General features: G+C 69.7%; 21 protein-coding genes. 8 read left to right on the top strand and 13 right to left on the bottom strand.

What is annotated here, in order from left to right; translation table 11 throughout:
• Nucleotide 1: 1 nt before the first annotated feature.
• Together BGO82_RS16015 and BGO82_RS16010 are read left to right on the top strand one after the other, a co-directional pair.
• The gene (locus tag BGO82_RS16015) at nucleotides 2–973 is read left to right on the top strand and encodes an ABC transporter ATP-binding protein (protein WP_291306621.1); all 972 of its coding nucleotides are present in this window, start codon (nucleotides 2–4) and stop codon (nucleotides 971–973) included.
• A complete protein-coding gene (locus BGO82_RS16010; protein WP_291306620.1) occupies nucleotides 970–2,532 on the top strand; it encodes a putative N-acetylmannosamine-6-phosphate 2-epimerase in 1,563 nt (520 codons plus the stop codon). The genes BGO82_RS16015 and BGO82_RS16010 overlap by 4 nt, the downstream gene beginning before the upstream one ends.
• Here the strand turns inward: BGO82_RS16010 and BGO82_RS16005 are convergent.
• From BGO82_RS16005 to BGO82_RS15980, 6 genes are all read right to left on the bottom strand, one after another.
• Nucleotides 2,522–3,757, bottom strand: a complete 1,236-nt coding sequence (locus tag BGO82_RS16005; protein ID WP_291306619.1) for a DUF1501 domain-containing protein — start codon at nucleotides 3,755–3,757, stop codon at nucleotides 2,522–2,524. The two genes, BGO82_RS16010 and BGO82_RS16005, sit on opposite strands and share 11 nt — an antisense overlap.
• Nucleotides 3,754–5,190 (bottom strand): DUF1800 family protein, encoded by a 1,437-nt coding sequence (locus BGO82_RS16000; protein ID WP_291306618.1) that lies wholly within the window; start codon nucleotides 5,188–5,190, stop codon nucleotides 3,754–3,756. The genes BGO82_RS16005 and BGO82_RS16000 overlap by 4 nt, the downstream gene beginning before the upstream one ends.
• Before the next feature lie 226 nt (nucleotides 5,191–5,416).
• A complete protein-coding gene (locus tag BGO82_RS15995; protein WP_291306617.1) occupies nucleotides 5,417–5,764 on the bottom strand; it encodes a hypothetical protein in 348 nt (115 codons plus the stop codon).
• Nucleotides 5,765–5,833: 69 nt separating this feature from the next.
• A complete protein-coding gene (locus BGO82_RS15990) occupies nucleotides 5,834–6,616 on the bottom strand; it encodes an ABC transporter ATP-binding protein (protein WP_291306616.1) in 783 nt (260 codons plus the stop codon).
• Nucleotides 6,610–7,689, bottom strand: a complete 1,080-nt coding sequence (locus tag BGO82_RS15985; protein WP_291306615.1) for an iron ABC transporter permease — start codon at nucleotides 7,687–7,689, stop codon at nucleotides 6,610–6,612. The genes BGO82_RS15990 and BGO82_RS15985 overlap by 7 nt, the downstream gene beginning before the upstream one ends.
• Nucleotides 7,690–7,692: 3 nt before the next feature.
• Nucleotides 7,693–8,826, bottom strand: a complete 1,134-nt coding sequence (locus tag BGO82_RS15980; protein WP_291306614.1) for an ABC transporter substrate-binding protein — start codon at nucleotides 8,824–8,826, stop codon at nucleotides 7,693–7,695.
• 115 nt (nucleotides 8,827–8,941) lie between these two features.
• Here BGO82_RS15980 and BGO82_RS15975 point away from each other — a divergent pair, with 115 nt between their 5' ends.
• The 6 genes from BGO82_RS15975 (at nucleotide 8,942) to BGO82_RS15950 (ending at nucleotide 14,105) form a co-directional block, all read left to right on the top strand.
• The gene (locus tag BGO82_RS15975; RefSeq protein WP_291306613.1) at nucleotides 8,942–9,733 is read left to right on the top strand and encodes a class I SAM-dependent methyltransferase; all 792 of its coding nucleotides are present in this window, start codon (nucleotides 8,942–8,944) and stop codon (nucleotides 9,731–9,733) included.
• A 262-nt stretch (nucleotides 9,734–9,995) separates the two neighbouring features.
• Nucleotides 9,996–10,340 carry a hypothetical protein gene (locus tag BGO82_RS15970; RefSeq protein ID WP_291306612.1) on the top strand — a complete coding sequence of 115 codons (345 nt, stop codon included), beginning with the start codon at nucleotides 9,996–9,998 and terminating at the stop codon, nucleotides 10,338–10,340.
• Nucleotides 10,341–10,447: 107 nt separating this feature from the next.
• Complete coding sequence (locus tag BGO82_RS15965) at nucleotides 10,448–11,581, top strand: LuxR family transcriptional regulator (RefSeq protein ID WP_291306611.1); 1,134 nt, start codon at nucleotides 10,448–10,450, stop codon at nucleotides 11,579–11,581.
• Nucleotides 11,582–11,750: 169 nt separating this feature from the next.
• Nucleotides 11,751–12,695 (top strand): hypothetical protein, encoded by a 945-nt coding sequence (locus BGO82_RS15960; RefSeq protein ID WP_291306610.1) that lies wholly within the window; start codon nucleotides 11,751–11,753, stop codon nucleotides 12,693–12,695.
• An 11-nt stretch (nucleotides 12,696–12,706) separates the two neighbouring features.
• The gene (locus tag BGO82_RS15955; protein WP_291306609.1) at nucleotides 12,707–13,366 is read left to right on the top strand and encodes a hypothetical protein; all 660 of its coding nucleotides are present in this window, start codon (nucleotides 12,707–12,709) and stop codon (nucleotides 13,364–13,366) included.
• A gap of 13 nt (nucleotides 13,367–13,379) precedes the next feature.
• A complete protein-coding gene (locus BGO82_RS15950; RefSeq protein ID WP_291306608.1) occupies nucleotides 13,380–14,105 on the top strand; it encodes a hypothetical protein in 726 nt (241 codons plus the stop codon).
• Nucleotides 14,106–14,149: 44 nt separating this feature from the next.
• Here BGO82_RS15950 and mnhG read toward each other — a convergent pair whose 3' ends face one another.
• The 7 genes from mnhG to BGO82_RS15915 all read right to left on the bottom strand — a co-directional run bounded on the left by mnhG (nucleotide 14,150) and on the right by BGO82_RS15915 (nucleotide 20,473).
• Nucleotides 14,150–14,539, bottom strand: a complete 390-nt coding sequence (mnhG, locus tag BGO82_RS15945; protein ID WP_291306607.1) for a monovalent cation/H(+) antiporter subunit G — start codon at nucleotides 14,537–14,539, stop codon at nucleotides 14,150–14,152.
• Entirely contained in the window at nucleotides 14,536–14,817 is a 282-nt protein-coding gene (locus BGO82_RS15940) for a K+/H+ antiporter subunit F (RefSeq protein WP_291306606.1), read from the bottom strand. Before BGO82_RS15940 ends, mnhG begins: the two co-directional genes overlap by 4 nt.
• The gene (locus tag BGO82_RS15935) at nucleotides 14,814–15,296 is read right to left on the bottom strand and encodes a Na+/H+ antiporter subunit E (protein WP_291306605.1); all 483 of its coding nucleotides are present in this window, start codon (nucleotides 15,294–15,296) and stop codon (nucleotides 14,814–14,816) included. The genes BGO82_RS15940 and BGO82_RS15935 overlap by 4 nt, the downstream gene beginning before the upstream one ends.
• A complete protein-coding gene (locus BGO82_RS15930; RefSeq protein WP_291306604.1) occupies nucleotides 15,293–16,879 on the bottom strand; it encodes a monovalent cation/H+ antiporter subunit D in 1,587 nt (528 codons plus the stop codon). Before BGO82_RS15930 ends, BGO82_RS15935 begins: the two co-directional genes overlap by 4 nt.
• 1 nt (nucleotide 16,880) lies before the next feature.
• Nucleotides 16,881–17,213, bottom strand: a complete 333-nt coding sequence (locus BGO82_RS15925) for a Na+/H+ antiporter subunit C (RefSeq protein ID WP_291306603.1) — start codon at nucleotides 17,211–17,213, stop codon at nucleotides 16,881–16,883.
• Complete coding sequence (locus BGO82_RS15920; RefSeq protein ID WP_291306602.1) at nucleotides 17,214–20,138, bottom strand: monovalent cation/H+ antiporter subunit A; 2,925 nt, start codon at nucleotides 20,136–20,138, stop codon at nucleotides 17,214–17,216. It lies immediately after the preceding gene.
• 122 nt (nucleotides 20,139–20,260) lie between these two features.
• Nucleotides 20,261–20,473 (bottom strand): hypothetical protein, encoded by a 213-nt coding sequence (locus BGO82_RS15915; protein WP_291306601.1) that lies wholly within the window; start codon nucleotides 20,471–20,473, stop codon nucleotides 20,261–20,263.
• Nucleotides 20,474–20,682 lie beyond the last annotated feature (209 nt).

Genomic DNA, 20,682 nt, shown 5'->3' with positions numbered 1-20,682 from the left:
CATGACGACGCCCTTCCTGTCGGTGCGCGGGCTGAGCAAGCAGTTCAAGCCGGCGGCGTTTTCCAGCGGTCCGACCGTGACGGTGCTCAAGGACATCTCGTTCGACATTCCGCGCGGCGAGGTGGTGGGTCTCGTCGGCGAATCCGGGTCGGGCAAGACCACGATCGGCCGCTCGATCCTGCGGCTGATCGATCCGACTGCCGGCGAAGTGATGATGGGCGAGACCGACATCGCCAGACTGTCGCCGGCGCAGTTGCGCGTGCAGCGGCGGCGCATGCAATACGTGTTCCAGGATCCGTTCGCGAGCCTGTCGCCGCGCATGACGATCGGCCAGATCCTGACCGAGGGGCTCGACATCCAGCGCATCGGCAACAGGGCCGAGCGGCGGATACGGGCAGAGCGGGCGCTGGAGCTGGTGGAACTGCCGGCCGACGCGTTCGACCGCTATGCGCACGAATTTTCGGGCGGGCAGCGGCAGCGCATCGGCATCGCGCGGGCGCTGGTGATGGAGCCGGAATTCATCGTGGCGGACGAGCCGGTGTCGGCGCTCGACGTGTCGATCCAGGCGCAGGTGATCAACCTGCTGCGCGACCTGCAGGTGCGGCTGAACCTCACCATGCTGTTCATCTCGCACGACCTGGCGGTGGTCGAATATATCTGCGACACGGTGATCGTGCTCTATCTCGGGCGGATCATGGAGACGGCGCCCACCGCCGAGCTGTTCGCCCGGCCGCGGCACCCCTATACGCGGGCGCTGCTGTCGGCGATTCCGTCGCCCGACCCGGCGCAGCGGCAGGCGCGGCAGGTGCTGACCGGCGACATTCCGAGCCCGGCCAATCCGCCGTCGGGCTGCGTGTTCCGGACGCGCTGCCCGTTCGCCATTGCCGCCTGCGCCGAGACCGTTCCGCCGCTCCGCGAGATCGCCGCGGGGCACAAGGCGGCCTGCATCCGCGACGACATCCTCGCCCAATGACTGCATTGCTCGACCAGCTCAAAGACGGCCTCATCGTGTCCTGCCAGCCGGTGGATGACGGGCCGATGGACACGCCGGCGATCGTGGCGGCGATGGCGCTCGCGGCCGGGGCCGGCGGCGCCCGGGCGCTGCGCGTCGAGGGCGCCGACAATGTCGCCGCGGTGATGCAGCGCTGCGACCTGCCGGTGATCGGCATCGTCAAGCGCGACCTGGCCGACAGCGCGGTACGCATCACGCCGTGGCTGGACGATGTCCAGGCGCTGGCGGCGGCGGGCGCCCGGATCATCGCCGTGGACGGCACGGCGCGGGCGCGGCCAGTGAGCGTGGGCGAGCTGCTGGCGGCCATCCGCGCCACCGGCTGCCTCGCGATGGCCGACATCGCCACGCTGGAGGAAGCGCGGGCGGCCCGGGCGATGGGGTTCGATATCGTGGGCACGACGCTGTCGGGCTATACCGGCGGGCCGGTGCCGGCCGCACCGGACCTGCAGCTCGTCGCCGACTGCGCGGCGCTGGGCGGCGTGGTGGTGGCGGAAGGCCGCTACAACACTCCGGCGCTGGCAGCGGCGGCGCTGACGGCAGGCGCCACCGCCGTGTGCGTCGGCTCCGCCGTGACGCGGCAGGAGCATGTGACGCAGTGGTTCGACACGGCGATCGCGAAGGCCGCCGCGGCGCGCGAGCGCACGGTGCTGGCGCTCGACATCGGCGGCACCAAATCGCTGCTGGCGCTGGTGCGCAACGGCAGCGTGCTCGAGGAGCGGCTGGCGCGCACGGAGGGGCCGGTGGGCACGCCCCCCTGGTTCGTGGCCCTCGGCGCGCTGGCGGCCGGCTGGGCCGGCCGCTATGACGCCGTGGGAGCGGCGGTGACGGGACGCGTGCACGATGGCGCCTGGCGCGCGCTCAATCCGGGGACGCTGGCGATCCCCGAGAGCACGCCGCTGCTCGACAGGCTGCGCCGCACGTTCGGCACCGCCGCGGTGCTGGCCTGCAACGACGCGCAGGCGGCCGCGTGGGGCGAATACCGTTTTGGCGCCGGCCGCGGGCGCGACACGCTGTTTCTCACCGTGTCGTCGGGGATCGGCGGCGGCATCGTGCGCGGCGGCGCGCTGGTCACCGGCAGCACCGGGCTCGCGGGCAGCGTCGGCCAGCTCCGCGGGCCGGACGGGCAGCGCTTCGAGACACGCGCCTCGGGGTTCGGGCTGAGCGCCGCCGCCCGCGCCATCGGCCGGCCGGACGACACGCGCGCGATCTTTGCCGCCGACGCCGCCGGCGAGGCCTGGGCGGCAGAGCTGATCGCCGCGGCGGCGCGCGAGATGGCGGCGATGCTGGTCAATCTGCAACTGCTTGTCGACCCCGACGTGATCGTCTTGGGCGGCGGCATCGGCCTGTTGCCCGCCTATCGCCGGCGGATCGAACAGGACCTCTCCTCCAGCACTGCTCCGACACGCCCCACGCTCGTGGCGGCAGCGCTCGGAACGCACGCCGGCATCCTGGGCATCGGCGATCTGGCCGCGCAACAGAGCGCCGACGACGCCACTGCTGGTCCCAGCCTCAGCGGATGAGTCCGTCCACGGGCTTGATGCCGATCGAGTCGGGGAACACTTTGGTCGACAGGTCGGCCACGGCGATGCCGAGGTGGTCGCGCAAGGCGCCTTTCAGCACGCCGCGCAGATCGAGCGAGGGATAGAGGTCGCGATCCTCGAACAATTGGCTGTCCTTGAGGCCGGGCCAGTCGGCGAGGACGCGGCCGCCCTTCACAGCGCCGCCCAGCAGCAGCGCGGTCGTCGCGGTGCCGTGGTCGGTGCCTTCGTTGCCGTTGATCCGGGCGGTGCGGCCGAATTCGGTCATCACCACGATCGCCGTGTCGTTCCAGACCGGCGCCATGGTCGTCGCCAGCGCCTCGAGCGCGCCGTCGAGGGCGCCGAGCAGATTGGCGAGACGGCCGTCGCCGGCGCCTTCGTCGGTATGGGTGTCCCAGCCGTCATAGCTCAGCGCCGCGAGCCGCGGCCCGCCATCGTCGACCAGCAGCTTGGCGGCGCCCGAGGCCAGCGATTTGAACGCCGCGGCCACGCCACCGCCGCCGCCCTTGACCGGATCCATCGCGCCCGCCAGCGCATCGGTGTCGAGGCCGGCGCTCAGCACGCGCGCAAATTCCGGATCGACCTCGGAATAGAGATCGAGCAGCCGCGTCGCCGTATCGGCTTTCGCGACCTTCAGCTCGGGCGGCGTCCAGGTGAGGGTCGGCGCGTCGCCGCGCAGGATCAGCGGCACCGTCGGCATCGCGGCAAGCCCCTGCACCGGCGCCACCCGATCGCCCGCGGGGATCGCCGCGGCGGCGCGATTGAGCCAGCCGGTCTTGCTCATGCGCGGGCCGGTCTCGCCGGATTCGAGCACGTCTTGTCCGTCGAAATGCGAGCGGTCGCGATAGCCGGTCGCCACCGCGTGCACGATCAGGGCGTCGCCGGCCTGGTAGCGCTTGTGCAGCAGCGGCATCGCATCGTTGAGCGCGAAGAACCCGTCGAGCGGCAGCGTGTTGCCGTAGCTGCCGGTGCCGATGGCAAGGTCGCCGCGCAGGGCGGGGAAGTCCGGGTCGCCGACGGGCGGCACCACCGCGAGGCCGTCCATCGCGCCGCGCAGGATGACGGCGACGAAACGCGGATCCCGGCCCTGCGCAGCATACGCCGCCCTGGGGAGATTGGCCCAGGCGACGAAGGCGCCGGCGCCGGCGAGGAACACGCGGCGCGACGGACAGAGCATGGCATCGGTAAAGGCGTTGGCCATGGTCATCTCCTTTGGAATTCGGGGCTCATCAGCAGGATCGTCAGGCCCTGCACGCGGCCTTCGGCATGGGCGATCGTGTCGCGCGTCTGCGGCGATTGCCGATCGCCCAGGATCGCGTCGGCCACCTGCCGCGGATCGTCGCCGGCATCGGCCTGCTGCGCGAAATTCTGCGCGATATCGAGGCGGTTGGTCATGGCGTCGGGAGCGAGCCAGGTCGCGGCGTCGTCGTGGAAGCCCTCGGGCGAAGGCGGATTGAACAGCGGCTGGCCGAGCGTCGCCAGCGCCTTGAGCAGTTGCGGCGGCTTCGGCCGCACGCCCAGACCGCGCGCCGCCGCGAGCAGGTATTCCTGCGGCAGCCGGAGCTTTTCCATCGGCGTCAGCCAGCTCTCGTCGGCGCCGACCAAAGTCCTCGCCACCAGTGCGAGATCGCCCCCGCTGTCGCGGAAGGTGCCGGCGACGGCGGCCACGAGATCGGGCGGCGGCACGTCGGCGACGAACGCCCGCACCAGCTGGGTCGCGATATGCGTCGCCGTCGCCGGGTGCGCCGCCAGCATGTCGAGCACGGCGTCGCCCTGCTTCACGCCCTTCTGGTCGTAGACCTGGCCGAGCACGGTCTGCGGCCCCGGCTCATGCGCACCGGCGTTGAAGACGAACCGGCCGAAGTGCTCGGGCTGGTTTTCATTCTGTCCGAAGGTCCAGCCGGTCAGCACCTTGGCAAAGCTCGTCACGTCCGCCTGCGTGTAGCCGGCATCGACGCCGATGGTGTGCAGCTCCATCAGCTCGCGCGCATGGTTCTCGTTGAGGCCCTTGCCGCGCCGCAGGCCGGCCTTGGAGTCGGGGCCGACCGAGGTGGCGTTGTTGAGATAGCGCAGCATCGCCGGGTGTTGCGTCGCGGCATAGAGCAGGTCGACGAAGCGGCCGAACACGTGCGGCCGGATGGCCTCGCGGTCATAGGCGCCGGCGGTCCAGCGCACCAATTGGTTGGAGTCGGCCTCGACGGCAAAGTGATTGGCCCAGAACATCGCCCAGCGCTCGGCAAAGCCGACCTGCGCCCGTAGCGCCGCGTCGAGCCGCGCCGCAATCTCCGGCGCGAGCGGATTGCCGGGCTTGCCCATGCCGTCCGGCAGCGTCCGCTTCGGCGGGCGGCCGCCAGCCGGGGACATGTCCTCCATCGGCGCGTTGGCGTCGGACATCTGCGAGGCGTTGGCGTCGGCGGACGCAGTCTGCTTCACGGCCTTGCGCGCGGCCTGGATCTGCCGAATCTCGGTGAGGGCCGCGACGGTGTCGGGCAGCGCGGCGTCGGCGATCAGCGCCGCATCGGGCGCAATCTCGGCCAGCACGGCGCCGCGCGGATCGCCGGCGATGGCGCCGAGATCACCGGGTCGCGCCCCGAGGCCGAAGCGCTGCAGCGCCACAAAGCTGGTCGTCGCCGAAGACATGGAGGCCATCCGCCGTTGCTGGAACTACGACGCTGGCCGCCACGATTGCGGCGAAAGGCGAGGGAAATGCGGCAGCCGGATTAATTCGCGGCAAGATCGCGGCCATGTTGTGCCGGCAGGGTGGTGATGGCGGTGAGGGACAGGCCGGTGGTCAGCGGCAGCACGGACGCGACCGTACGCCACCGCCGGCCGATAGATCGGTCGCGGCGGCACGAAGAAGCCGGCGCTAGTCGATGATCAATTGCTGCAGGTCCGCATGCAGCCGATCGAGGGCCCGCCGGATGTCGCGCGTCAGGGAGTGGGTGGCGACGGCGGTTTCGAGGCCGTCCAGGCGTGCCTCGAGCTCGATGCGGTCGGCGACGACCAGCGGCAGCATCTCGGCGGCGCGGGCGCTGGCGCGGGACGGATCGTTCCGGCTGTGGAACCGCGCCGCCCGCAGCGTCGCCGCGGTATGCTGCCATTCGCTCAGATGCTGCTGGATGTCGCGCACCGCAAGCCGCGCGGCGCGATTGTGGACGTGGCCGATATGGGAGGCGCGCCGGTGCGGCGTGGAGGCGGCTGAAAGCTGTTGCATGCCCGCAAGCTCGCACGGAACGGACCGCGGCGCCTTAACCTGAGATACAATGACGGCGAATGCTGACAGCTAGCCCTGCAGTGCGCCAAGGGCGGCGTTTTCGGCGCGGCCGTCGACGATGACGTGGTTGTAGTCGCGCGAGCACTTTTCGATGCGGGCGTCGACGCGGTAGATGTCGCGCAGCATCTGGGCGGTGATGACGTCGGCGGCGGCGCCGCAGGCGCGCATGCGGCCATCGGCGATGACGATGACCTTGTCGGCGAAGCGCAGCGCCTGGTTGAGGTCGTGGATGGCGATCAGCACCAGCATGCCGCGGCGCTGCGCCTCGGCGCGCATCAGCTCCAGCACCTCCACCTGGCGGTGCAGGTCGAGGGCGCTGGTCGGCTCGTCCATCAGCACGATCTCGGGCTCGCGCACCAGGGTCTGGGCGATGGCGACGAGCTGGCGCTGGCCGCCGCTGAGGGCGCCCAGATCGCGGAAGGCGATGGGGACGATGTCGAGCGCCGCCATGATGTCGTCGATGACGCGCAGGTCGGCATCCTCGACGCGCCAGGACTGGCCCTGCTTGCGCGCCATCAGGATCGATTCGTACACCGTCAGCACGGCGTTGGCGCCGGTGTCCTGCGGCATGTAGGCGACGGCCCGGCTGCCCTTGCCGGACTGGCTGAGATGCACCTCGCCGGGGCCGTGCAGCAGGCCGGCGATGCGGCGGAACAGGGTCGACTTGCCGGCGGCGTTGGGGCCGATGACGGCGACGATCTCGCCCGACTGCAATTGCGGCGTGGTGACCTCGGAGACCGCGAGGCGGCGGCCGTAGAGGGCACCGACATTGTCGAGGCGGAGCATCACCATGAGCGTTTCACATTCGACAGGATGAGCGAGAAGAAGAAGGGCACGCCGACCAGCGCGGTGATGATGCCGATGGGGAACACCACGCCGGGGATGATCGACTTGCTGACGATCGAGGTGAGCGACAGCAGCAGCGCCCCGCACAGCACCGAGCCGGGCAGGAAGAAGCGCTGGTCCTCGCCGAGGATCATGCGCGCGACGTGCGGGCCGACGAGGCCGACGAAGCCGATGGTGCCGACGAAGCTGACCGGCACGGCGGCGAGCAGCGAGACGATCAGCATGGTCTCGAGCCGAACGCGGCGGACATTGATGCCGAAGCTCGCCGCCTTGTCCTCGCCGAGGCGGATGGCGGTCAGCGCCCAGGCGTTGCGCGCGAACAGCGGCAGCGCCAGCGCGACCACGGCGAGGGTGATCCAGATCTTCGGCCAGGTCGCCTTGGTCAGGCTGCCCATGGTCCAGAACACCACGGCCTGCAGGGCGGTCTCGGAGGCGAGATACTGCACGAAGGCGAGCAGGGCGTTGAAGGTGAACACCAGCGCGATGCCGAGCAGCACCACCGTCTGCACCGTGGCGCCGCGCAATTGCGAGACGAAGTGGATGAACAGCGTTGCGACCAGCGCCATGACGAAGGCGTCGACCGGCACCATGAAGGCGGCGGCCACCGGCAGCAGCGGAATCTCGATGACGATGGCGAGCGCGGCGCCGAAGCTGGCGGCGGCCGAGATGCCGAGGGTGAAGGGGCTGGCGAGGGGGTTGGCCAGGATGGTCTGCATCTGCGCGCCGGCGGCCGACAGCGCGGCGCCGACCACCAGCGCCATGACGGCGACCGGCATGCGGATGTCCCACACCACGGTGCGCACCTGCGCCGACACCGTCGACGGATCGAACAGCGCCAGGAGCACCTGGTCGAGCCCGTAGCGCGCCGGCCCCCAGGCGAGATCGACCGCAAAGCTCAGCGCCAGCGCCGCGGCGAGAAGCGCCAGGATCAGCAGCTTGCGGCGGGCGAGGGCGCGGTAACGCCCGCGCCCCTCCTGAATGTCGGCCGCAATCGCGGCAGGAGCCTCGATTGCGGCCATGGCTCAGTTCCCCTCGAGCGAGACCCAGTAGCCGGGGCTGTAGGGCAGGGGCAGGAACTTGTCGGAGAAGTCCTTGAAGGTCGCGTCGGGGTCGAGATCCTTGAACAGATCCGGATGGAACCACTTGGCGAGCCGCTGGATGGCCACGAACTGGTAGGGGCTGGTGTAGAACTGATGCCAGATGGCATGCACGTTCTTGCTGGCCACTGCCTTGGAGCCGGTGAAGGCCGGCTCTTGCATCAGCTTGGCGAGCGCGGCGCGGCTCTGCTCGGCCACGGCGGCGGCGCCGGGGCCGACGGTGACGAAGCCCGCGGCCTTGGCCGAGTGCGTCCAGTTCGAGCCGGTGACGACGACGATGTCGGGGTTGGAGGCGATCACCTGCTCGGGGTTGATGGTGCCGGTATAGCCGGGCAGGAAGTCGGCGCCGATGTTGTGGCCGCCGGCGAGATCGACCATCAGTCCGTAATTGTCGGTGCCGAAGGTGCCGCAGCATTCGGCGAGGCCCGCGGCGCGATACATGAAGACGTTCGGCTTGGGCGGGTTGGCCGCCTTCAGCACGTCGGTCACGCGGTCGAGCTGCGCCTGCCAGTAGGTGGCGACGGCGTCGGCGCGCTGCTCCTTGCCGAACAACTGGCCGAGAATATGCAGGCTCGGAACGGTGTTCTTGAGGATGTGTTCGCGGAAGTCGATGTAGACGATCTTGACGCCGATGCCGTCGAGCATCTTTTCGAGGCCGACCTCGTCGGCGGCGGTCTTGTTGCCGATGGGCAGCAGCATCACGTCGGGATGCAGATTGACCACGGTCTCGGCCTGCAGCGTGCCGTCGGTGAGATTGCCGAGGAAGGGCAGGTCCTTCACCTTCGGATATTTGGCGACGTAGGCGTTGAACAGGTCGAGGTCGGTGGTCCACAGGTCGTTGCGCCAGGCGACGACCTTGCCGAACGGATCGTCGGTTTCGAGCGCGGCGAGCGCATAGATCATGCGGCCTTCGCCCAGGATGACGCGTTCGACCGGCTTGTCGAACGACACCTGTCGCCCGGCGACGTCGGTGACGGTGAATCCCTCGGCGGATGCGGGTCCGGCGAGGATGGCGGCGAGGGCGAACATGGCCCCGGCCACCAGATGTGCGATTTTCATTTGGCGCCCTTCGGAAAGCTTGCTACAGGGGCGCCGTATAAAAGCGGACTACCAGAGTCAACTTTTATCTTTTAGAGTGATTCCAGTCTGTTAGGGACGTCGAGGTAGGACGAAGATGGATGCGCCGGCATCAAACTATTCAATTCGCGACGAAATCCGCGAGTATTGGTCGATGCGGGCCGCGACCTTCGACCAGCAGGTCGGACACGAAGTTTTTTCCGAGGCCGAGCGGCGCGGCTGGCATCGGCTGATCCGCAAGCATCTGGGGGAAGGACGCGGCCGTGCCGCGCTCGATCTCGCCTGCGGCACGGGGGTGATCTCCCATCTGATGAACGACCTCGGCTACAGGGTCACCGGCGCCGACTGGTCGGAGGCCATGCTGGACCGCGCGCGGGCGAAATCGGCGACGCGCAAGAGCGACATCCGCTTCATCATGCGCGACGCGGAGAACACCATGGAGCCGCGCGCGAGCTTCGACGTGATCGTCAACCGCCATCTGGTGTGGACGCTGGTCGACCCGCCGGCGGCCTTCGCCGAATGGTTCGCGCTGCTGAAGCCCGGGGGACGGCTGCTGATCGTCGACGGCAATATGGGCCGCAAGAGCTGGGTCGCGCAGCTGCGCGAGCGCTGGGGCCGCCTCACCGGCAGGGCCGCCAGGCCGCGCATGGATCCGCAGTGGATCGAACGGCTCGAGCGCATCCGCACGCAGGTGTATTTTTCGGGGCAGATGCCGGCCGAGCGCGTGGTCGACCTGCTGCTGGCGGCCGGGTTCGAGCACCCTGTCATCGATCGCGGGCTGTTCGACATCCACTTCGCGCAGGCGCGCAAGATGTCGCTGCTCAGGGCCGCCGAGCGGCTGACCTCGGACCGCTTCGCCATCTGCGTGCGCAAGCCGGAGCAGCCGTAGCCGCCACGGGCTGCGGGATGGCATAGTTGCCGGCTGCCATGTCTACGAAGACTCCCTCCATGCCGCCGGGCGTGAGAACGGTGATCCAGTGCGCCGGACGAGGTCCCAGCACATGGAAGGTGGGCGGCTAGCGCAAGCGGCCCTTGCCGGCCCGCCGCCTGGTTGCCGCGGTCTTAACGCCGACGGGACATTCCGCGGCATGCCGGCGACGGATCGGTCATGCGCGGCTGGTAGGGTGGCCAGGCGCAAAGAGGGGACCGCCATGGGAGTGATCATCGGGCTCGCGCTGATGCTGGCCACGCCCGCCTATCTGATCCTGCAAATCGCCTGCCTGTTCGTCGCCTGGCGCGAAGGCTGGTGGGCCGCCTTCCTTGCGCCGCTGTGGCTGGCGGCGCCGGCGGCGGCCTGGTGCATCTTCGCCTACACGCAGGAATCGAACCTGTGGCCGCTCACCTTCATCCTGTTCGCGCCGTTCGGCTGCCTGTATCTGATCGTGGTGCTGGTGCTGCGCTCGATCGCGCCGCCGAGCAGCACCCCGCCCGGCCCGAACGCCTCGGACATAAGCGGCGTGCGGACGATGCTGTCGCTCTTCACCTCGATCCTCTAGCCGCGCCGGTCCGGCGCCGCTCATCCCTGGCGCGGCTCGCGGCAAGGGGTTGACAGCGGTGCATCGCGCTTATTCTCTTTACATCCGAAGGAAGCCTGGACCGGACGGTGATTGACCCCGCTCTCAACGAGCTGATCGGCGCCATCTACGACGCCACCATCGAGCCTCGTCTCTGGCATGACGCGATCGACCGCGTGCGCCAGCGCTATCAGTTCCAGATCGCCATTCTTGCCATCAACCGGCTGCCCGACATGAGCCCGGTGGTGCAGGTGCCCTGCAACGTGCCGCCCTGGTTCGTCGAGCATGCCGGCGACTATGTCGACGCCATTCCGGAACTGTGGGGCGGGCTCGCCACCATCGCCCGGCTGCCGCTGGAAGAGCCGATCATCCAGTCGCAGGTCTACGACTTCCACAAGCATCCGGACAATCGCTGGTATGCCGAGTGGTCGCAGCCGCAAGGCATCGTCGACCAGCTGGTCATCGGCCTCGTCAACGATCCGACGACCGTCGCGTCGCTCGGCATGGGCGTACACCACAGCCGGCCGCCGATCACCGGCGAGGAGCTCGACGAGATGCGCCTGCTGGCGCCGCATCTGCGGCGCGCGGCGACCATCAGCAATCTCATCGGCGCGGCGCGCGAGGAGGTGGCGAGCTTCCGCGCCGCCTTCGACGTCATCGGCTCGGGCGCGCTGATCGTCGATGCCGATCTCCGCATCCGCCACGCCAACCGCGCCGCCGACGCCATGCTGCGCGAGGCCGATCCGATCCGTAGCGTCGACGGCCGGCTGCACCTGGCGCACGACCTCGTGCCCGGACGGCTGGAGGAAGCGGTGCGGGCGACGGCCGGCCGGCCGGAGGTGGAGCTCGGCCGCCGCGGCATCGCCATTCCGGCGCGGCGGAAGGACGGCAGCGCCATTTCGGTGCACGTGCTGCCGCTCGAGCGGCGCACGGTGGCGACGGGCGCCGAGCGGGGCGCCGTGGCCGCCGTGTTCATCGCCGACAGCGCCGCGCCCTGGACCGCCGCGACCGATGCGGTCGCCATCCTGTACGACCTGACCCCGGCCGAGGGGCGGGTGTTCGAGCTGGTCGTCGCCGGCCGCAGCAGCCAGCAGATCGCCAAGGAGCTCGGCATCGCCATGAGCACGCTGCGCACGCATCTGCTCCGGGTGTTCAACAAGACCGGGCGGCACAGCCGCACCCAGCTCGTGCGGCTCGCCAGCGAGATCAAGCTGCCGCTCTGAGCCGCGGCGCCGGCACGTCTCATCACAGCAGCGATCCTGCCGCACGTCCGGTCGCCGGCCGTGCCGTCCATCGGCCCATGCGCCCGGGCCGATGTCCACCACCTGGTGGACGACAGCGCGGCGGGGCCCGGTCTAGCGTCGCGGCACGGGGCGAGGAATGGAGGATTCGATGTGGCATGGTGACAACATCCTGGGCCGGCTGCTGGCCGCCGCAACGCTCGCCCTGGCGCTGGGCATGGCGCCGCCGGCGCTGGCCGATACGAAGACCAACATCGTCGGTGCGGGCGATGGAACGCCGTTCAGCTGGACCTGCCCGGGCGGTGATGCGCTGATCGGCTGGGGCTGGAACGCCTTGTACAACATGACGGGGATCGCTCCGGTCTGCCAGGCGCTGGTCAACGGCAAGCCGAGCGGCGCCAAGCCGGGCGCTCCCACGGTCGGGTTCGGCCACGCCTGCAGCGGCAGTCCGGTGTGCAAGACCATCATCGGCGGCGGCCCGGTCGTCTGTCCCAATGGCGGCTTCATGATCGGCGTGGAGGTATCGCTGAATGCCCAAAGCCACGTCCACCACATCCGCGCCATCTGCAAGGCCGACGGTCATCCGCGCGAAATCATCAAGGCCAGCACGACCGTCCCGGATCCGGCGGCGGTCGCGGTGTCGTCCTCCGAAATCAGCTGCATCAGTATCGTGGGGTCGGGGTCCTACGCCGTCGGCGTGCTCGGCGCGTTCGGCAAGTCCGTGGGCACCGGCATCACCGCGTTCGGCCTCATCTGTTCGTCGCCCGACCAGTCCGCCGACACTCCTCCCGCCGACACGGGCGACGCCGCCGATGCCGGGCCCGATACGGCCGATGTGGGCGACACCGGCGACAGCGACCTGCAGGAGCAGATCGACGTCGGCATCGGGCCGGACGGGGTCAGCTTCGGCCCCAAGGGCAAGGCCCGCGTGCTGCGCGAGCCCTCGACCCTCTATGCCGACAGGGGCGACACCGAGATCGCCTATTTCGACGCGGGCGACACGGTGATCGTCAGCGCCTGCGAGCGCAAGGGCCGGGGCTGGTGCAAGGTGATCAGGCCGCAGCCCGGCCTGATCTGGGGCGGCGACCTCAAATAGGCGCCCGGGCCATGCGCTGCTCCCGCTTCGCCCCGGCGCTCGCCGCCGCCCTGGTGCTGGCCGCCCCGGCCCTCGCCTTCGATGGCACCACCAAGCCGATCGGGGGGCCGGGGGGCTCGCGCTATCTCGACGAATGCCGGCCCGGCGATGCGCTCGTCGCCATCGACTACAAGGCGGGCAAGGACATGGACATGGTCACCGGCGCCTGCGTGGCGCTCCACGACGGCTGGCCGACGGGCAAGCACTATCGGCTGGCGACCCGCGGCCTCGACAACGACAATGGGCGGTTCAATCCCGACGGCACGATCGTCTGCCCCAGGCGCATGGTGGTGCAGCAGATCCACGTCACCGAATCGGCGGTGGGGCTGGTGCACAGCTTCTGGCTCACCTGCCGCAACCTGCCGGCGCCGGGCCTGGGCGACAGCAAGGCGACGAAGTCCAATGGCGGCGCCGGCGGCAGTCCGGGGTCTGCCGATTGCGGGCCGGACTCCTATGCCCGCGGCCTGCTGATCCGCGGCGACGCCCGCATCAATGCGCTGGGGCTGATCTGCGCCACCTATCGCCCGCCGCCTCCGCCGCCCCAGCCGCCCCAGCCGGCAACACCCGCCGACCCACCGCCATTCGCCATCGACAACGACGTGCACGCGCCGTTCGTCATCACCAACGGCTAGTCAGGACGTGAAAATGTCGACGAAAGGGATCATCGCGCCGGTGCTGGCCGCGCTGCTGTCGCTGTGGGCGGGCGCCGCTCTCGCGCAGGTCGGGCGTACCGACGATTATGGCGGCGCCGGCGGCGGCGTGCCGTTCGAGCTGCAGTGCCCGGATGGCTACGTGCTCGTGGGCATCGACGAGAATTCCGACAAGGACCTCGACGGCATCGCGGCGCAATGCCTTCAGTCCAAGGGCGGACGGCTGCTCGGCTCCAAGATCCAGGCGCCGCGTCTCGATCCTCCCCCCTCGGCCAGGCATGGCGGCGTGGCGGGCAAGGCGGAAAAATCCGGCATTGCCTTCTGGGGGGAAGTAATATGCCCCGACGGCATGGCGGCTGCCGGAATAAGCATCCAAAGGTCGGGGGCGAACCTCGTCCATGCCTTCAGGCTGCTCTGCCGCAACATGCAGACCTATGAGACCGCCAATTCGGCGCTCTCCGGCTTCAGCCGGGGTGCAGCAATCGGCAGCGCCACGCGCGATTGCGGCGGCGGCGCCATCGCCGTCGGCGTCTTCGGCACGGTCGTCCTGGACGATGGGGATGAAGGCCCGATCCGTCGCATGGGCCTCATCTGCAGGGTCATCGCCCACCCGGCGCCGCCTGCACCACCGCCGCCACCGCCCAAGCCGAAGCCCGCCGACCCACCGCCCTTCGCGATCGACAACGACGTGCACGCGCCGTTCGCCATCACCAATGGCTGAGCGACAGCCGCTCATTCCGGCGCGGGACTGGCCGCGGCGCTCCGTCAGCGGGGCGGCTCGTTCTGCTCGGGTCCGGCACCGTCGGGTGGGGCGGCCGGCTCGGGGAACACGTCGTTGCCTTCGGCGCGATCGCGGTAGAGGGCGGCGCGCGCCAGCAGCATCAGCGTCACCGGCGTCGTGACGATGACGAACACCAGGATCAGCAGCTCGTGCAGCACCGGGCGCGTCTCGGTCACGGAGAAAAACAGCATCGAGGCAAGGAGCACGAAGCCGGTGCCGAAGCTGCTGCCGAGGGTCGGCGCATGAATGCGCTGGTAGAAGGTGCCGAAGCGCGCGAGGCCGATGGTGCCGGCGAGCGTGATGGCGGCGCCGATGACGAGGCAGGCGCCGACCAGCAGCGCGGCCCAGACCGGAACGGCATCGAACGAGCTCATTCGATGACCTCGCCGCGCATCAGGAATTTCGCCAGGGCCGCGGTGGAGACGAAGCTGAGCAGCCCGATCACCAGCGCCGCCTCGAAATACAGCGTCTGGCCGGAGCTGATGCCGAAGGTCAGGAACAGCAGCATGGCGGTGAGATAGAGGCTGTCGAGCGCCAGCACGCGGTCCTGCGCCCGCGGTCCCTTGAGCAGGCGCCAGCAGGCGACGCAGAGCGCCGCCCCGAGCAGCAGCTCGGCGAAGAGGATGGCCACGGTCAGGATGATGGTGCTCATCTGAAGATCTCCAGCAGCAGGGATTCGTAGGTGCGCTTCAGCGCCTGCCCCCAGGCGTCTCCATCCTCGGTGTCGAGCACGTGCACCAGCACGGTGTCGGTGCGGGCGTTGTAGTTGATCCAGGCGCTGCCCGGCGTCGCCGTGATGATCGAGGCCAGCACCGCAAGGCCGTTCGGATCGCGCAGCTCGAGCGGGATGGCGACGAATTTCGAGCGCGGTTCGCGCCGGCCCAGCGCCAGCTTGAGCACGGCGATGTTGGACACCACGATGTCCGCCAGAACGCGGCCGACCAGCTTGACGACGAGGCCGGGGCGGCGCAGCCGCGGCTGTGGCGCTTCCACCGCCGAGGCGGCCCAGCTGCCGATGCTGGCGACGATGGCGGCCAGCAGCATCTGCCCGGGCGCCAGGCTGCGCGCCAGCAGCAGCCACATCGCGAACAGCGCCAGCCAGAGCAGCGGATGGGCGAGCACCCGTCTCATGGCGTCCGCTCCGCGGCGGGGCCGAGCACCGCATCGACATAGGCGGACGGGTGGTAGACGCCGTCGGACATCGTCTGGATCGAGGCCATCACCGGGCCGGCGAGCAGGGTGAGCGCGACGCCGAGCCCGAGCAGCAGGGCGATCGGCGCCATCTCGACCACCCGGACGCGGGGAACGTGGTCGTCGGTCGGGGCCCAGAAGCGGTTGATGCCGGTGCGCATCAGCGCGATCAGCATCGCCAGCCCCGACACGATGACGAGCGCCATCAGCCCCCAGGTCGTCGCGGGAACCGTGCCGCCGGCCCCGGCGCCGAGCATGCTGCGCAGCATGGCGAACTTGCCCACGAAGCCGGCGAGCGGCGGCATGCCGGCGAGGAGGATGGCGCAGCCGGCAAAGCTGATGGTCAGCAGCCCCATGGTGGCCGGCACGGCGATGCCCACATCGGCGTCGCTCTCGATCTCGTCGTCGCCGAAGGCCTCGAGGGTCACGGCGAAGACGTCGGCCTCGATCGGGCGGCCGCGCTCCATCAGCTCCGCCAGCAGGAACAGGCAGGAAAGCCCGAGGGTCGAGGCGACGAGGTAGTACATGGCGCCCGCGGTCACGCCGGCATCGCCATAGCCGAGCATGGCGAGCGTCGTGCCGGACGACAGCAGCACGGCGAAGCCGATCATGCGCGGCAGCTCCTGCGACGACAGCACGCCGACGGTGCCGAACAGCATGGTGGCCATGCCGCCGAAGAACATCCAGTCATGGCCGAAGCCGTCGAGCGCCGTGCCGAGCAGCCCCGACAGGCGCAGCAGCACGTAGATGCCGACCTTGCTCATGATGGCGAAGATGGCGGCGACCGGCGCGCTGGCCGCCCCATAGGTGGCCGGCAGCCAGAAGCTCAGCGGCCACATGCCGGCCTTGACCAGGAAGGCGATGCCGAGCAGCGCCAGGCCGGCATCGAAGAGCGGGCGGCTGCCGGCCGGAATGGCGGCCATGCGCATGGCGAGGTCGGCCATGTTGAGCGTGCCGGTGACGCCGTAGATGAGGCTGACGCCGACGAGGAACAGCGACGACGCCGCGAGGTTGAAGGCGACGTAGTGCAGGCCGGCGCGCACGCGGGCCGGGCCGGAGCCGTGCAGCGCCAGGCCATAGGAGGCCGCCAGCAGGATTTCGAAGAACACGAAGAGGTTGAAAAGGTCGCCGGTGAGGAAGGCGCCGTTGAGCCCCATCAGCAGCAATTGGAACAAGGTGTGGAAGTGCGGCCCGGCGCTGTGCCAGCGCGCCGCCGAATAGGTCACGGCGGCGAGCGCCAGCACCGCGGCCAGCGTCACCATCAGCGCGGCCAGCCGGTCGGCGACGAGGACGATGGCGAAGGGCGCCGGCCAGTCGCCCAGCCGGTAGACGCCGAGGCTCGCCTGGGCCGCGCCGTCGACCTGGGCCAGCAGCATCAGGCTCACCACCACCAGGGCCAGGGTGGCGACGATGCTGATCGCCAGCTTGGCGGCGTGGTGCCGCTCGTCGACGAGGACGAGCACGATGCCGGCCAGCATCGGCAGCAGGATCGGCAGGATGATCAGATGATCGGCGAACGGCATTTCAGCGCTCCCGTCCGTCGACATGGTCGGTGCCGGTCAGGCCGCGCGCCGCGAGCAGCACGACGAGAAACAGCGCGGTCATGGCGAAGCCGATGACGATGGCCGTCAGCACCAGGGCCTGCGGCACCGGATCGGCGTAGGCCGACACATCGACGCCGGGCTCGAGGATGGGCGCCGCGTCGCGCTTGAGCCCGCCCATGCTGAAGATGAAGAGATTGACGGCGTAGGAGAGCAGCGACAGGCCGATGATGACCTGGAAGCTGCGCGGGCGCAGCAGCAGCCAGATGCCCGAGGCGGCGAGAACACCGATGCTGAGGGCGAGGATCAGTTCCATCTAGCGGCCATCCGCTGCGGTGACGGGGGGCGGCGCCGGTGCATGCCGGTCGGGCAGGGCGGAGCGGAGCGACTGGTGCGCGATGGCGACGAGCACGAGCACGGTGGCGCCGACGACGAGGATGAAGACGCCGAAATCGAACAGCATGGCGGTGGCGAGGGGCGTGCGGCCGAGCAGCGGCAGCTCGAGATACTGGAAATGCGAGGTGAGGAACGGCGCGCCGAACACCCAGGCGCCGGCGCCGGTCAGCAGCGCCAGCGCGAGGCCGACGCCGATCCAGTACACCGGCCGGATGCGCAGCCGGTCCTCGATCCAGCGCGTGCCGCCGGCGAGATATTGCAGGGTGAAGCCGATCGCCATGGTGACGCCGGCGATGAAGCCGCCGCCGGGCAGGTCGTGGCCGCGCAGCAGCAGGAACAGCGCCAGGGTCACGATCACCGGGAACAGCCAGCGCATGATCACCGACGGCACGAACAGGAAGTCCGACAGGATGGTGCCCTCGTCGTGGTCGGCCCGCTCGGTTTCCACCGAGCTCTGGATGCGCTGCTGCTCGGGCCGGGCGATGCTGTCCGCCGCCGGCCGGAAGCGGCGCAGCAGCGCGAAGGTGGTCAGCGCCACGATGCCGAGCACGGTGATTTCGCCAAAAGTGTCGAAGCCGCGGAAATCCACCAGAATGACGTTCACCACGTTGCGGCCGCCGCCGCCGGCATAGGCGTTGTCGAGGAAGAATTTCGCGATGCTGTCGGGGGCGTCGCGGGTCATGACCGCGTAGGAGAGCACGGCCAGGCCCGCGCCGCCCGCCGCGGCCAGCGCCAAATCGCGCAGGCGGCGCGGGCTGAAGCGGCTCAACGGGTCGATCTGGGCGTCCTCGAAGCGCTTGGGCAGCCAGCGCAGGCCGAGCAGGATGAGGATGGTGGTCACCACCTCGACCAGCAATTGCGTCAGCGCCAGGTCGGGCGCGGAGTACCACACGAAGGTGGCCGAGGTGGCGAGCCCGGCGCCGCCGAGCAGCATCAGCGCCACCAGGCGGTGGTATTTCGCCTGGGTGGCCGCGCCGGCGGCGCAGATCATGCCGACCACCCAGATCAGCGCCGGGCCCGGTTCCACATTGGACCACGACAGCGGCAGGGGGCCGACGCCGCCCAGCGTCGGAATGCAGGCGGCGGCGATCGCGACGGCGACCAGGATCGCCAGTTGCGGCTGCAGCCGGCGCGTGCCGAGCAGGCGCAGCAGCGCCTTCGCCCATTTCACCGACAGCAGGATCAGCAGCCGCTCGAAGATGCGCGGGCCGACGATGTGGGCGATGAAGGGCGGGCCGTCGATGCCGCGCGCCAGATAGCGGCGCAGCAGCAGGTAGAACAGCACGCCGCCGACGAGGGCGGTGATGCTCATCAGCAGCGGCGCGTTGATGCCGTGCCAGACCGCGAGGCTGTAGTGGGGCACTTCGGGACCGAGAACCGAGGCGACCGCGGTGGCGAGCGCCGGGCCGATGGTGATCGCCGGAATGATGCCGACGAGCAGGCAGGCCAGCACCAGGATCTCGATCGGCCGGCGCATCAGGGCGGGCGGCTCGTGCGGCACGCGTTCGAGGCCGGTCGGCGGCGGGCCGAAGAACACCTTGTAGATGAAGCGCAGCGAATAGGTGACGGCGAAGGCGCCGGCGACGAGGGCGACGGCGGGGAGCGACACGTCGACGAAGGGGATCGGGTTGCGCAGCGCCGTCTCGCCGAAGAACATCTCCTTGGACAGGAAGCCGTTGAGCAGCGGCACGCCGGCCATGGCGGCGCTGGCGACGATGGCGAGCGTGGCGGTGGCCGGCATGTAGCGGGCGAGCCCGCCCAGCCGCCGCAGGTCGCGCGTTCCCGTCTCGTGGTCGATGATGCCGGCGGCCATGAACAGCGAGGCCTTGAACGTCGCGTGGTTGGCGATGTGGAACACGGCGGCCACCAGCGCCAGCGGCGAATTCATGCCGAGCAGCGCCGTGATCAGGCCGAGATGGCTGATGGTCGAATAGGCGAGCACGCCCTTGATGTCCTGCTGGAAGATGGCCGAATAGGCGCCGAGCAGCAGCGTCGCCATGCCGACATAGGTGACGATCCAGAACCACAGCGCGGTGCCCGACAGCACCGGCCAGAGCAGCGCCAGCAGGAACACGCCGGCCTTCACCATGGTGGCCGAGTGCAGATAGGCCGAGACCGGCGTCGGCGCCGCCATGGCGCGCGGCAGCCAGAACTGGAACGGGAACTGCGCGCTCTTGGTGAAGGCGGCGAACAGGATGAGCAGCAGCGTCGGCGCGTAGAGCGGATGCGCCCGTACCCGCTCGCCCGCGGCGCGGACGATGTCGAGATCGAAGCTGCCGACGATGTGGCCGAGCAGCAGCACGCCGGCAAACAGCGCCAGCCCGCCGGCGCCGGTGATCACCAGCGCCATGCGGGCGCCGTCGCGGGCGCCGGCATTGTGATGCCAGTAGCCGATGAGCAGGAACGAGAAGATGCTGGTCAGCTCCCAGAACAGCACCAGCTGGATCAGATTGCCCGACAGCACCATGCCGAGCATCGCCCCCATGAAGGCCAGCAGCAGCGCGAAGAAGCGCGGCACCGGATCCTTGGGCGACATGTAGTAGTGGGCATACAGCACCACCAGCGCGCCGATGCCGCTGATCATCGCCATGAACAGCCAGGAGAGGCCGTCGAGGCGGATGATGATGTTCAGCCCCAGATCGGGCAGCCAGGGGATTTCGGTGCGGAGCACATGTTCCGCCGCCACCGCGCCGTAGAACAGCACGGCCAGCGCGGTGAGGGCGGTGGCCACGATGCCGGAAATCACCGCGGCCGCGCCGCGCGCATGCCCCGGCAGCAGCGCGACGACGAGGCTTCCCGCAAAAGGCAGGAGCACGGAGAGCAGGAGCAGCGCGCTGGTCGACATGGCGCGCATCTTGCAGACGAACGATGGCCCCGGCAACCACCGCTTTCGGCGTTACGCCAGGCGGCGGTCCGTCATTGGTCCGCGATGTCTTCGCATGCTCCGGAGGAGCGCCGGCGCCGCGCCTAGGGCAGCTCGGCCGGCAGCGCCTGCAGCAGCCTGGTCCTGTCCTCCAGCGATTTGAGCCGGATGGTCATCGCCGCGGTCTCGACCGGCGTCTGCGGCGGCAGGCGATAGTCGAGATCGGGCAGATTGGCGGCGACCCAGCTGTTGAAGCGGTTGAGCTTGTTGCCGCCGGAGATGGCGAAGGTGAAGCCGTATTTGAAGGTGGTGTCCATGCGTGTCCTCGAGCATGGCCGGCGCATGCCTCCGGACGGCCGGTGGCAGCGCAGGCGACGGATCGCGGGCCGCCTCGAGGCGGCCGGTGCGATCGCTGGTCTTGGGGATGAGTTCGAGGGTCCTGGCCCGGCTCTTGCTCGCGCAGGTAACCGAACCAGGCTAACAGCCGGTCAGCAGCTCGTAGGACACACGATGTCGAACCATGCCG

Source organism: Devosia sp. 67-54 (assembly GCF_001899075.1).
Lineage (GTDB): Bacteria > Pseudomonadota > Alphaproteobacteria > Rhizobiales > Devosiaceae > Devosia_A.
This window is presented reverse-complemented; position numbering and strand designations above follow the sequence as displayed.